Source organism: Sutcliffiella deserti (assembly GCF_020037475.1).
In the GTDB taxonomy this organism is placed as follows: domain Bacteria; phylum Bacillota; class Bacilli; order Bacillales; family Bacillaceae_I; genus Sutcliffiella_A; species Sutcliffiella_A deserti.
Genome location: NZ_JAIQDB010000001.1, coordinates 829390 through 843268, shown reverse-complemented (window position 1 = coordinate 843268; position 13879 = coordinate 829390). Strand labels below are relative to the sequence as shown.

At 37.6% G+C, this 13879-nt stretch carries 11 protein-coding genes; 7 read left to right on the top strand and 4 right to left on the bottom strand.

The genetic code is table 11. From position 1 onward, the window contains the following. Positions 1–16: 16 nt before the first annotated feature. Both K9B36_RS04145 and K9B36_RS04140 read right to left on the bottom strand, forming a co-directional pair. Positions 17–358, bottom strand: a complete 342-nt coding sequence (locus K9B36_RS04145; protein WP_223700727.1) for a P-II family nitrogen regulator — start codon at positions 356–358, stop codon at positions 17–19. A 345-nt stretch (positions 359–703) separates the two neighbouring features. Further along, positions 704–2068 carry an MATE family efflux transporter gene (locus K9B36_RS04140; RefSeq protein WP_223700726.1) on the bottom strand — a complete coding sequence of 455 codons (1365 nt, stop codon included), beginning with the start codon at positions 2066–2068 and terminating at the stop codon, positions 704–706. 128 nt (positions 2069–2196) lie between these two features. Here K9B36_RS04140 and K9B36_RS04135 point away from each other — a divergent pair, with 128 nt between their 5' ends. Then, positions 2197–3069, top strand: coding sequence for a helix-turn-helix domain-containing protein (locus K9B36_RS04135; RefSeq protein ID WP_223700725.1), 873 nt, complete (start codon positions 2197–2199; stop codon positions 3067–3069). A 115-nt stretch (positions 3070–3184) separates the two neighbouring features. Here the strand turns inward: K9B36_RS04135 and K9B36_RS04130 are convergent, their stop codons facing one another. After that, positions 3185–4942: an alpha-glycosidase gene (locus tag K9B36_RS04130; RefSeq protein WP_223700724.1), complete on the bottom strand. Its 1758-nt coding sequence runs from the start codon at positions 4940–4942 to the stop codon at positions 3185–3187. Between the two features lie 433 nt (positions 4943–5375). Here K9B36_RS04130 and K9B36_RS04125 point away from each other — a divergent pair, with 433 nt between their 5' ends. The 5 genes from K9B36_RS04125 (at position 5376) to K9B36_RS04105 (ending at position 11653) form a co-directional block, all read left to right on the top strand. Then, on the top strand, positions 5376–6671 hold the full coding sequence (locus tag K9B36_RS04125; protein WP_223700723.1) for a sugar ABC transporter substrate-binding protein: 1296 nt from the start codon (positions 5376–5378) through the stop codon (positions 6669–6671). Positions 6672–6752: 81 nt separating this feature from the next. After that, complete coding sequence (locus tag K9B36_RS04120) at positions 6753–8045, top strand: sugar ABC transporter permease (RefSeq protein WP_223700722.1); 1293 nt, start codon at positions 6753–6755, stop codon at positions 8043–8045. Beyond that, a complete protein-coding gene (locus K9B36_RS04115) occupies positions 8045–8887 on the top strand; it encodes a sugar ABC transporter permease (RefSeq protein ID WP_223700721.1) in 843 nt (280 codons plus the stop codon). The genes K9B36_RS04120 and K9B36_RS04115 overlap by 1 nt, the downstream gene beginning before the upstream one ends. Before the next feature lie 92 nt (positions 8888–8979). Further along, positions 8980–10530 (top strand): alpha-amylase family glycosyl hydrolase, encoded by a 1551-nt coding sequence (locus K9B36_RS04110; RefSeq protein WP_223700993.1) that lies wholly within the window; start codon positions 8980–8982, stop codon positions 10528–10530. An 82-nt stretch (positions 10531–10612) separates the two neighbouring features. Next, positions 10613–11653 carry a LacI family DNA-binding transcriptional regulator gene (locus K9B36_RS04105; RefSeq protein WP_223700720.1) on the top strand — a complete coding sequence of 347 codons (1041 nt, stop codon included), beginning with the start codon at positions 10613–10615 and terminating at the stop codon, positions 11651–11653. Positions 11654–12379: 726 nt separating this feature from the next. Here the strand turns inward: K9B36_RS04105 and K9B36_RS04100 are convergent. Next, the gene (locus tag K9B36_RS04100) at positions 12380–13243 is read right to left on the bottom strand and encodes an SDR family oxidoreductase (RefSeq protein ID WP_223700719.1); all 864 of its coding nucleotides are present in this window, start codon (positions 13241–13243) and stop codon (positions 12380–12382) included. 92 nt (positions 13244–13335) lie between these two features. Between K9B36_RS04100 and K9B36_RS04095 the strand changes: the two genes are divergently transcribed. Next, complete coding sequence (locus K9B36_RS04095; protein WP_223700718.1) at positions 13336–13848, top strand: GNAT family N-acetyltransferase; 513 nt, start codon at positions 13336–13338, stop codon at positions 13846–13848. Positions 13849–13879 lie beyond the last annotated feature (31 nt).

Here is a 13879-nt window from a genome sequence, read left to right as displayed (position 1 = left end):
CACCCTTTCCTTGTTTTTAAACGATTGCTAATTTTCCAGTCTCGCCTGTACGGATACGAATGGCATTTTCAATAGGATAAATGAAGATCTTACCGTCGCCTACAGTATTGCTACTGCAGGTTTCTTGAATAATTTGGACAATTTCATCCACAAATTCAGATTCCACTACCATTTCCACTTTTACTTTAGGTAGTAATCTGATTTCGAAAGTATTGCCTCTAAAAACACCTTGCTGTCCTTTTTGTTGTCCGCAACCGGCTACTTCGGAGACCGTTAAGCCATTAATTCCTACTTCTTCTAACCGTTCACGAAGGGTACGAAAAGTTTCTGGTCGAATGATTGCTTCTACCTTTTTCATTTCAATCTCTCCTTTTAATTGATGTTATATTTCCTAACATCTTGTGGTATGTTTATTATCATATGGCATTTTGATCTAAGATGCAATACGAATATTCAAAAAATTCCGAGAAAACGTTTACATGTTTGTAAGGAATTCTTACAATACAATGGGAAATTAATAATAGTGATGGTTGCATTAAGGGAATATATTATTTGCATATTTCTTTGATTTGCGATGGAAGGAAGATAATACTGTAGATATGGAGACTTGTTTTTTAAAAATACATAAAAAAACCGCTCTGAATTTTTATTATCAGAGCGGTTTTCATTTGTAAATCTAATCAATGGAGAAAACAGCTTTTTCCTAAGATGCAGATTTCGCTGGTTTTGTGTTTACGAAAGATTTATTAACCCATACTTTTGATCTCCAGCGCCTTAACATAATAAGGCCTCTCAGCCATTCGTCCATGATCATGGCAATCCAGACACCGATTAATCCTAATCCAAAATGGATGCCTAAAATATAGGATAACGTTACACTGACTCCCCACATAGACAATATTCCGATATATACTGGGAATTTCACATCCCCGGCAGCACGCAGCGAGCTGATTACAACTAAATTAAAGGATCGCCCCGGCTCTAAGATGATGGTCAGGAGAATTAATGTACCTCCTAGAGCGATAATGTCAGGGTTTGTGGTAAATATACCTAAAAGTGTATCAGAAAAAATCGCAAACGGGATGGCGGTCAAAATAGAAATTAAAATAGCGAGTTTTAAACTTTTGATGCACCTTTTATAGGCATCTTCTATTTGGCGTGCTCCTATTTGATGACCAATCATAATTTGTGTGCCTTGACCAATTGCGACAGCAAAAAGGAAAATAAACATCATTAAGCTTTGTGCATAAACTTTAGTGGTGAGGGCTTCTGTCCCCATCATAACGATAAAAAAGGTAATAACTATTTGTGAAGTGTTATAAGACAAATGCTCACCAGCTGAAGGGATACCGATTTTTAATAAATTTTTTACATGTTCAACCGGTAAGGTAAATAACTTCTTGAAAGGAAGTGTTTCATCAATTCTTCTAAATAGAAGGACAGTGATTGCGATTAACCCAAGCGCACGACTTGTTACAGTAGATATTGCGACTCCATCTACTCCGAGAACCGGTATACCGAACGGACCGAAAATAAATAAATAATTTCCAATTACGTTAAGAATATTCATGCCGATTGTGACATACATAGCATCCCTCGTAAAACCATAGCTTCTGATGGTTGCTCCCATCGTAATAACTAGTGCTTGAACGAAAGAGAATACACCAACAATTTTTAAGTATGAGTCCGCTTCTGATAATAATTCAATGGGAAGATTCATTAATAATAGTAACTTTGAACTAAAGAGAAAAACGACGATACTGATAATGATACTAAATAGCAGGTTTGCAGCAAGAGAGACGACTGTTACTTCTGCCGCTATGTTTCTATTGTTAGCTCCCAAGTATTGAGCTACTAGAATCGACGTACCTGTTGCAATAAACCCGAACATTACAATAAGCATAAATAATAGTTGATTTGCCACACCGACTGCCGCTACGGAGTCATCAGAATACTGACTGAGCATTAGAATATCTGCATTTCCCATTAGCATGTGTAATAATACTTCTATAAAAATAGGCCATGTTAAGGCAAAGAGAGTTATTTTTTTTGTGCTTACTTCTTTCATAGTGGTACCTCCCTTGCTTGGTTTCTACAATTCCGACATAAAACAATTTATAGTTTATACCGAATTTATTATAATAGAAAGAGATGATTACGATGATTTTTGGATTATTACGACTAGAGGTGTAAAGAATGTCAATGATAGCGCTTTCGGTACCACCTTTCCCGACTTTTATTGCTGGTGGAGAATTTACCTTTTTAAAGGGGGAAAGCCATTTTTCCAGAGTGTTTACCGTATTTGATTTGTTATATGTAAAAAGAGGGACGCTGTATATACAAGAGGATGAAGAAAAATTTGAGGTGAAAGAGGGGCAATATGTCATTTTGGTTCCAGGGAAAAGGCATTTAGGATATAAGGGGTGTGAGGAGGACACGGTTTACTTTTGGTTGCACTTTGTTATTCCAGAAAATAAGTATCAGATTGTGTCTGCAAAAGAATTGGATTGGTCCTTTGTTTATAAAAAAGAGCCTACATTTATCGAACCAGGTCATTATCTTTTTCACATCCCACAATGGGGAGTAGTGAAAAGGAGAGAGATTGTCGAGCAACAGCTTGAAAATATGTTAAGCATAAGGGAGGGAGAGGCTCACGTCCCGGATGACTATTTGAAGCAACAAATTTACTTTTCGGAGTTTTTTCTGCAACTTCAAAAAGAAGCCTTTTCCATTCCAAGTGCGACAGAAAAGGTATGCGAGCTTGCAATGAAAATGATTCAAGAGAATTTCCGAAAGCCTATCAGTATGACCTGGTTAAAAGAAGCGTTGAATTTTCATCCTGATTATATTACTCGATGCATGCAGAAGACGATCGGTATCAGCCCAATTCAATATTTAACGCACTACCGCCTTCTTCAAGCCAAAAGATTGCTAGTGGAAACAGAATACAAAATTTCAAGTGTCTCACAAGAAGTAGGGATTGAAGATGTTACATATTTTTCAAAATTGTTTAAAAAGGTAGAAGGTACAACTCCTATAGAATACAGACGATTGGTGCAACGGAAATGAAGTAGCTTATGTAAACTAATTCAACAACAATAACCGCTAAGATCTATTTAGATCTTAGCGGTTATTGTTTATCTACGTTACACAGTATTACCCAAGCTGTTTACTGGGAAGCGACTTAATAAGAAATAATCTGAAAACCGTATGCAGGCAATTTCGCTTGCAAAGTATCTGCCTCTGCAGCGAATTCCTTCTCGTTCCAGATATCTTGTATAACTTTTCCTTTAATTCCCTCAGGCAGGGTGACAACCAACTCTTGATCACTATTGTTTACTATGAATAAAATAGTTTCTTCTCCAGAAGTCTTTTCATACATAACATGATTGGTTTCATTGTTCGCTTCAACAAAACGAATACTTCCATGGTTTCCGAAAGCTGGTCTTTCTTTTCGAAGTTTAATTAGCTTCTGTACAAAACCAAACATATCTTGATCTTGTTTATCTTTCTCCCACACCATACATTTTCGACAACCTGGATCCTGGTCGCCAGTCATACTAATTTCGTCTCCGTAATAGATGCATGGTGCACCAATAAAGGAAAGTTGAAATAGGAATAATAGTTTCAATTTATTTTTGTCTTCCTCGCAAATGGTTAAGATACGTGGAGTGTCATGACTTCCTAAAAGGTTAAATGCTACTTCATTTACGTTTACAGGATAAGAATTCAATACTTTAGTTATGGAATTCGCGAAGTCCTGTGCCTTGGTTTTGCTTTTAGCCAAATAGTCTAAAGTTGCTGTTGTGAAAGGGTAGTTCATGACTGCATCGAATTGATCCCCTTGTAGCCAAGGCATGGAATCGTGCCATATTTCTCCCAAAATATAGACATCCTCTTTTTCAGATTTAACTGCCTTTCTAAAATCTCTCCAGAACTGGTGATCTACTTCATTTGCAACATCAAGTCTCCAGCCATCAATATTGAATTCTCGTACCCAATAACGACCAACTTCTAATAAGTAGTCTTTTAGTTCTTGATTTTCAGTATTTAATTTTGGCATATCCGACACAAATGCAAAAGCGTCATAATTTGGTTTTGGTTTTGTTTGTACAGGATAATCCCAAATGTGGAACCAATCTTTATATTTGGATGCTTCCCCGTTTTTAAGAACGTCCTGAAAAGGGGCCCAATAATATCCACTATGATTAAATACAGCATCAAGCATTACTTTTATTCCACGTTCATGGCAAACCTCTACCAATTTTTTAAACGTTTCTTTGTCACCAAACTGTGGGTCAATTTCCATATAATCAATTGTGTCGTATTTGTGATTAGAACGAGCTTTGAAGATAGGGGTAAAATAAATTCCTGTAATTCCTAGGTCCACCAGATAATCGATGTGTTCAATTACTCCTTCAAAATCCCCACCGAAAAGGTTCGTTGTGGTAGGTTCTGTGCTCCCCCAAGGTAAAGCGCCTTCTGGATCATTCGCTTTATTACCATTTCCGAAACGTTCAGGAAAGATTTGATACCATACTGTATCTTTAGCCCACTCGGGGGCGCGGAATACGTCAGCATTATTCAAAAAAGGGAAGCAAAAATAAAGACCGCAATCTTTTGGTTCTTCTTTATAAAAGCCTTTTTCAATAAAAGTTAAATTTTCATCGTTTGAGGAGAGTGAAAATCCATAACGTAATCTTCTGAACTCGGGACTTACTTCAGCCAGCCAATAATCAAATAGCTCATCAGAACCGGTTTTCTCCATAGGTTTCTTAGATGAAACCCATTGGCCATCTTCCCATACATAAGGATCACCATGAATTAATTCAACTTTTTCCACGTCATCCTTTTTAGTTTGTAACCGAATGTGCAGTGTAGATTCATTGTAAGCGTAGGCAAAGTTGTTCTTTGGGCGATGATAGATTGCTTCTTTTAGCATTATATTCAACCTCTCCTATATGCAATCGCTTGCATTTTTTATAAGAAAAAAATGGTTGAAATAGTTTCATTGCCATTTTATTCACCATAAGGGTATGTCAAATTGAAAAGGATGTCAATAATAAGCAAAAGGATAAAGAAAGGAATAAGACGATGAAAATAAGCACAAATAAAAAAATATATATAATTAGTAGAAACCTAGATTTGGCAAGCAGTAATTACTAGAATAAGTGGAAGAACGCGATGATTTCTATAAAGTTATAATTAATTTCAAAAAACAGGTTGTCAATTGGGCGATAACATGTATAATAAAAAGTGTGAGTTGTGCAATCGTTTTCACTCTAAATGTAAGCGCTAAATGATTTCGCTTACATGATAATGCAAACGTTTGTGCATTTTAGTAAGAGATAGACTTTAATGACGGAGGGGTCAAAATGAAAAAATTTATAGTAATGTTAATGGTTGCCGTTTTAACGTTAGGTGTATTAGCTGCTTGTGGTCCACAACGTGAGACTAATAATGGCGCTGGTAACGCTAATAACAACAACGAAGGTGAAGGAACAACAACTGAAGGTGCAGAAAAACCTGATAAGCTTACAGTTTGGGTAAATGATCAAGAAGAACAAAAAGCAGCTTTAGAAGAAATTTTCGCAGCTTATACAGAAGAAACTGGAATTGAAGTGGAAGCTACTGGAATTTCTATGCTAGATCAAATCGAAGTATTAGCACTTGATGGACCATCTGGAAAAGGTCCGGATGTTTTCTTCCAACCGCATGATCGTATTGGTGATATCGTACTTCAAGGTTTAGCTGATCCAATCGACTTAGGAGAAGATGCAAATCTATATGGACAAGCTTCAATCGATGCTGTTACTTTTGAAGGAGAAACATACGGAGTACCGCATGTAATCGAAACTTATGGTTTATTCTATAACAAAGATCTAGTATCTGCTGAAGAAGTGGCTACAATGGAAGGTCTTATGACAGTTGCTGAAGAGCAAACAGATCAAGGTCAAGATAAATATGGTTTCTTAATGGAAGCAACTAACTTCTATTTCATCTATCCTTTCTTCGCAGGTAATGGAGGATATGTTTTCAATAACGATGGTACTGGTTTTGATGCTAGTGATATCGGTCTTGCAAACGAAGGAGCAGTTGAAGGTGGAGAATTAGTACAATCATGGTTCACTAATGGTTATATTCCAAAAGAAATCAACGGTGACATCATGAACGGATTATTCACAGATGGTAAAGTAGCATCTGTAATCACAGGTCCTTGGAATATTCCAACTTACAAAGAAGCATTAGGAGACAGTCTAGGTACTGCAACTCTACCTACACTTGACAATGGTGATGTACCAAAATCATTCGTAGGTGTTAAAACTTGGATGCTTAGCTCTTATTCTGAAAATCAAGAATGGGCAATTGACTTAATGAAGTTTACAACTAACTATGATAATGCAATGAAATACTACAGTGCTGCTGGAGAAATGCCTGCATTACAAGAAGCACTTGACAGTGATGAAATTGCAAACGATGAATTAATCGGTGCCTTTGCAGAGCAAACTCAATATGGTGAGCCTATGCCAAACATTCCTCAAATGCAACAAGTTTGGGATCCAATGGGAAGTGCGCTTCAATTTATCGCAAGTGGTGATGATGTTGGAGAAGTATTATCTGAAGCTGTTCAGCAGATCGAAGATAATATTCAAGCAAGTGGAGCTCAATAATAACTAACGACTAGATTTGGTGGATAGATAAAGCTCCAAGCTTATCTATCCACTATTATTCTTTAAGAAGGAGGATCTGCTATGTCTGAGACAGCAACATCCAAAATGCGGAATCATAACCCAACCTTAGCCATGATCCTTTCCATAATTTTTGCAGGGTTAGGGCAACTATATAACCGCAGATATGCGAAAGGTATTACATTTATCATTATTGAAGCAGCATTTTTAATTACATTCTGGAACTTCCTTAACATAGGTTATTGGGGGATATTCACTTTAGGTGAAATACCTAGAGAAGACCATTCCATCTTCTTATTAATACAAGGTTTAATATCCATTATAATTACCATTTTCGCTGCTGCACTTTATTACTTAAATGCTATTGATGCAAAAAATAATGCTATTGATATAAAGAATGGTATAAAAAAGCCTTCTGTAAGAGAAGCGCTAAAGAATTTCTATGATACAGGATTTCCGTATTTTATGGTTATTCCTGGACTGATCATGTTAATTTTCATCGTAGTATTACCATTATTCTTCATGGTTTCATTAGCTTTTACGGATTATAATCTTTATAATTCACCACCAAGAAATTTATTGAGCTGGGTTGGATTTGATAACTTTACCAATCTGGTATCGATTCCACTTTGGAAGTCAACTTTTCTTAGTGTTTTTGCTTGGACAATCGTTTGGACAGTTGTGGCAACCACTGCCCAAATTGCTTTAGGATTATTTTTAGCTTTAATTGTTAACGACCCCCGTGTTAAATATAAACGCTTTATTCGTACGATATTAATTTTACCTTGGGCTGTACCAGCCTTCGTAACTATCTTAATTTTTGCTGCAATGTTTAATGATCGCTTTGGAGCAATTAACCGTGATATTTTAGGAACGATTGGCATGGCACTACCATGGTTAACAGATCCATTCTATACTAAGATCGCAATTATTATGATTCAAACATGGCTCGGGTTTCCGTTTGTGTTTGCACTATTTACAGGAGTACTTCAAAGCATATCAAAAGACTGGTATGAAGCAGCAGACGTAGATGGTGGGACTCGTTTTCAAAAATTCCGTTTCATTACCCTGCCACACATTCTTTTTGCAACTGCACCTTTATTGATAATGCAGTATGCTGGAAACTTTAATAACTTTAACATCATCTATTTATTCAACCAAGGTGGTCCAGCGGTTCGTGGCCAAAATGCTGGTGGATCGGACATCCTTATCTCTTGGGTTTATAAATTAACGTTCGAGACGAATAACTATAATATGGCTGCTGCGATTTCCATTCTCTTGGGCTTAATTGTTGCAGGATTTGCCTTCTTCCAGTTCCGTCGCACTCGTTCGTTCAAAGAGGAGGGTAATATTTAATGAACAATAAAACAAAATCTAAATTAGAGGTTTCCTTGATTTATTTATTCATCGGGTTCATGTTCATCATTATTGCCTACCCGTTGCTTTGGACTATCGGTTTATCACTTAATCCAGGTACAAGTCTTTACTCGGCTAGTATGATTCCTGAAAACTGGTCACTTGTGCATTACAAATGGTTATTTACCTCACCCCAAAGTGATTATCTTCTTTGGTACAAAAATAGTGTGATGGTAGCTGTTGCGAATTCATTCTTTTCTGTAGTCGTAACATCATTTGTAGCATATGCATTCTCACGCTATCGTTTCCGTGGAAGAACTTATGGGTTGTATGCATTTTTACTTCTTCAGATGTTCCCTGCACTAATGGCGATGGTTGCAATCTATATTCTATTAAACATGATTGGGTTAGATGATAGCTTAATCGGACTAACTTTAGTTTATATTGGTGGACAAATACCATTTAATGCTTGGTTAGTTAAAGGGTATTTTGATACCATTCCTAAAGAATTAGATGAAGCAGCACGTATGGACGGAGCTGGACACTTTGGCGTATTCTTTAGAATCATGCTTCCGCTTGCAAAACCAATCTTAGCTGTTGTAGCTCTTTTCAACTTTATGGCACCATTTACGGATTTCCTTTTACCGAGGATTATATTGAGAAGTCCTGAGAAGTTTACGCTTGCTCTTGGTTTGTTTAACTTTATAAGCGATCAGTTTGCCAATAACTTTACTCGTTTTGCGGCAGGTTCGATTCTTATTGCCATTCCAATAGCATTGATGTTCTTATTCTTACAACGTTATTTAATTGCCGGCTTAACGGCGGGTGGTACAAAAGGTTAATAATAGTATATAATCGTTTAGGGAAAGCAATGTTTCTTTTGAAACAAACAGCTAGTATTATAAAAACGATTTAAAGGAGGGAAGCGGAATTGATGAAAAGAGTGATGGGGCTCATTCTCGTTCCGTTTCTTCTTTTTTCTGCATGGTTCACACAACCTGTAAAAGCTGAAAAAGAAGAACACGCATGGCAAGATGAGATGATCTATTTTATAATGATTGACCGCTTTAGTAACGGTGACACATCAAATGACTTTGAAGTTGATCGTGATGATCCGAAAGCTTACCACGGTGGTGATTTTCGGGGAATTATTGATAAGCTAGATTATATTCAAGAGATGGGTTTCACTGCTTTATGGCTTACACCTATAGTGAAAAATGAAGAAAAAGGATATCACGGGTATTGGACGGAAGACTTCTATGATGTAGAAGAGCACTTTGGAACCATAGAAGAGTTCAAAGAGCTGGTCGAGGAAGCCCATAAACGAGACATGAAAGTTATTGTGGATCTGGTTGTAAATCATACCGGATATCAACATGCCTGGTTGGAGGAAAATGAGAAATCTGATTGGTTTCATCCTAACGAGGGAATCAGGGATTGGAATAACCAAGAACAGGTAGAAAACGGCTGGATATATGGCTTACCTGACTTAAATCATGAGAATCCTGAGGTACGCACCTATCTTCTCGATATGGCAAAATGGTGGATAGAAGAAACGAATATTGATGGATACCGACTAGATACCGTTAAGCATGTTCCTAAAGAATTCTGGACGGAATTTACGGAGGAAGTGAAATCTGTTAAAGAAGATTTCTTTCTGATTGGTGAAGTATGGGACGATAATCCAGAGTATGTTGCTCAATATCAGGATACTGGTATAGATTCGCTGGTTGATTTTCCAACATACAATGAATTGACGCGTGTATTTTCCGCACCGGATCAATCATTGGGCCGTTTAGACACGGTATGGGCACATAACCAGAATTTCTATGACAATCCTTATGTGTTAGGGACATTCCTGGACAACCATGATGTAGAACGTTTTACGAGAGTGGTTCTGGAGAAAAAGCAGCACCCTCCAACAAGAATGAAATTGGCATTAACTTATTTGTATACAGCACCTGGAATTCCAATTGTATATTATGGAACAGAGATTGCTTTAGATGGCGGAGCAGATCCGGATAATAGAAGAGATATGAATTTCCGTGCAGATACAGAGATAATTGATTATATAACAAAACTTGGGGAACTAAGAAAAAGCATGCCTAGTTTAACTCATGGATCTTATGAAATGATTTATGAGAATAAAGGAATGGCAGTCATTAAGCGTGAGTATGAAGAAGAAACGACTATTATTGCTATTAATAATACAAGCGGAACGCAGGTTGCTCCAATAGATGTAGAACTGATTGGGGAAGATCTTGAATTACGTGGAACACTAAGTGATGAACTTGTAAGAAACACTGATGGAACCTATAAGGTTGCACTCGATCGTGAAATGGCAGAAATCTATACCGTAAGTGAAGACTCAGGTATTAATGTTCCCTTTGTGGGTGCAATGGCGTTGATTTATGGTGGATTTGTAGCGTTCGTTGTAGCAGTTGTCTTAAGAAACAAAAAAATAAAAAGAAAAAATAAAAGGTAGACGGAATCTTCTATAATGGGGATTTCCTCAAATTTATTGTATCCGTTTACAATGTAATTTATTGGGGGAGGGGGAAAGGTGCATGGCAGTTACAATTAAGGATGTTGCTAAAATAGCGAATGTTGCACCTTCCACAGTTTCTCGCGTTATCGCGAATAGTTCACGCATCAGTGAGAGAACAAAAAAACGTGTAAGAGAAGCAATGGAAGAGCTAGGATATCATCCGAACTTTATCGCTCGAAGTTTAGCCAATCAGTCTACCCAGGTAATTGGACTGGTAATGCCGGCTTCAGCAGATAAAACATTTCAAAATCCGTTCTTTCCTGAAGTGTTAAGGGGAATTAGTACAGCTGCCCATGAAAAGCAGTATGCACTTCAAATGTCCACAGGGGAAACGGAACGAGAGATCTTAGAAGGTGTTATGCAAATGGTACAAGGCCGCAGAGTAGATGGAATTATTCTTTTGTATTCCGCGGTAGATGATAAAATAATTAAATATCTCCAAAAAGAAAGTTTTCCATTTGTTGTTATTGGAAAACCTTACGAAAATGTGGAAGAGATTACGCATGTAGATAATGATAACTATCGTGCAGCAAAAGAAGCTACAGAGCATTTACTTGGATTGGGTCATAAAAGAGTGGCATTTGTCGGCGGAAGTATCCAATTGGTTGTTACGATTGACCGTCTTCTGGGCTATGAAAACGCCCTCCGTACAGCGGGAGTTCCATATAAAGATGAATATATTATTCACGAAGAATTTTTAAAAGAAGGTGGCCAGGAAGCTGTATCAGAGCTCTTGTCATTGAGCGAACCTCCAACAGCCCTGGTGGTAGCAGATGATTTAATGGCCTTAGGTATTTTAAATACCTTGCATGATATAGGTATCGTTGTACCAGATCAAATGTCTATCGTAAGCTTTAATAATGTTCTACTTGCAGAGGTTGCTCGTCCACCGCTCACGTCAGTGGACATTAATATCTTTCAATTAGGTTTTCAAGCTGCTAAAACGTTAACTCAGATGATAAAAGATCCAACAGAACCTACGAAAAGAATTATAATTCCGCATAGCATGGTGAAGCGTCATACTTGTAAGGAATTTGAAGCTGTTGTAGTTAAAAGCTAGTCTCTTGATGGAGGCTGGCTTTTTTTTGTTTTTCTGGAAAATGATTATGCAGCAGGTTAATTGCCTGATACCTTACGTTTAGAAGAACACTAGTTTATATATAAGGGAGCATGGTCGGTTCCGTACGTAAATCTTGAAGTGGTGCGCAAATCGTAGGTTACGTGCGCAAATCTTGAAGTGGTACTCAAATCGTAAGTTTCATGCGCAAATCATGAAGTGGTATGCAAATCGTAAGTTTCGTGCGCAAATCAAGAGAAGTGGTACGCAAATCCTAAGTTCCGTGCGCAAATCTCGAGAAGTGGTACGAAAGAGCGAAATACCCTGCATATTTCCGGAAATTGTGTTATCTCGAAATGTTAAATCTCTATAAAAAGTCGTAAATATGCACACGTTGCTATCTTTACCTGATGCATTAAAGAAAAAAGTACTCACTATTCACATTAATAGACTCACTGGAAACCATCTAGCCGATTTTTTATGGTTTTGCAACAACATTCCTACTAAAAGGAGCCTTACACTTATTGCTTTCCTGAAGTAAGCAGGGCGCAACTCAAACGTTTCAGGTGATCGCTTACCAAGGGGCGGTGCGTGAGCCTCCATCTACCGCAACAACCGCAAAAATCTATCAGGTGCCACTCCAATCCACAGGGGGTGGCACTTGATATGCGATGACGTTATGTTCGATGGTACCCCCTAATCTCCAACAGTGGGGACACACATTATTAACTAACCATTCACAATAGTACCACCATTAACATGAAGCATTTGCCCAGTTATATAGGTGGAATCATCACTTGCTAGGAATACATAACAAGGTGCTACTTCTTCAGGTTGACCTGGCCGCTTCATGGGTGTGTTGGAACCAAAGCTAGCTACCTTCTGGCTTGAGAAGGTAGATGGAATCAAAGGAGTCCATATTGGGCCAGGCGCTACTCCATTGACTCTGATGCCTTTTCCTACTAGCTGCTTGGAAAGGGATCGTGTAAAGGTTACAATCGCCCCTTTCGTTGCAGAGTAATCTAATAGCTGTTCATTTCCTTCATAAGCGGTGATGGAAGCTGTGTTAATAATCGTACTTCCTCCTTTAAGAAAAGGTAGTGCTGCCTTAGTTAAGTGGAAAAAAGAAAATACATTTGTGCGGAACGTTTTTTCGAGCTGTTCCATTGTTATATCCTCTATGCTTTCCTGTGGGTGTTGTTCAGCTGCATTATTAATGAGAATGTCGAGTTTGTTGAAATGAGTTATACATTCTTTCACCAGTTCTTTGCAAACAGTTTCTTGGCCAATATCTCCTGAAATCAAGTGGCATTTTCTACCTTCTTGTTCAACCTGTTTTTTTGTTTCCTTTGCATCAGCATGTTCGTTAAGGTAGGAGATTACTACATCTGCCCCCTCCTTTGCAAAGAGGATAGCAACTGCTCTTCCAATACCACTATCTCCTCCAGTGATAATTGCTACCTTATCTTTGAGTTTTCCGCTGCCCTTATAATTTGGGCTTTCGGATTGCGGTTTAGGAGTCATCTGATCCTCTAAGCCAGGTTGTTGGTTTTGATGTTGTGGTGGTAATGTTTGTTTTGGTTGATTTTTCATAAAAGCACCTCCAATAATCTTTCGTATTATTGGAAAAAAGCTTATAATTTATCCTAGAAATAGCTCATTAAATAAGAAATGGGGTAGGAACCTTGTCTGATATAATTATTCGCGAGGCTCTAACTGAAGATGCACCACTAATTATAAAGCACAGTAAAATCGCATTTTCGGAAAGTAATAATCTACTATCAACTCCTGAGGAATTCACCATTACTGTAGAAGACGAGATTCATTGGTTGAATGAGAACAAATCAAAGAACAATTTGGTTTTGGTTGCAGTAAAAGGTCATAATGTGATTGGTATGTTAAATGCTCAAAGAGGTTCCAGAAAGAGGGTTCAGCATATCTGCCATTTTGGCATAAGCATACAAGAATCCTATTGTAATAGAGGAATAGGAAAAAGGATGATTGAAATCTTACTGAACTGGGCCAAGGAAGATTCTTCTATAGAGAAAGTAAGTTTAGAAGTTTTTTCTCATAATGAGCGGGCTATTCATTTGTACCAAAAGCTTGGTTTTAATATTGAGGGGAAAAAAGAAAAGCACATTAAGTTTGAAGATGGTTCCTACTCGGATGAGTACATTATGGGCAATTTTGTGAAATGAAGTTACATAAAATACAAAATGCCAGGCACAC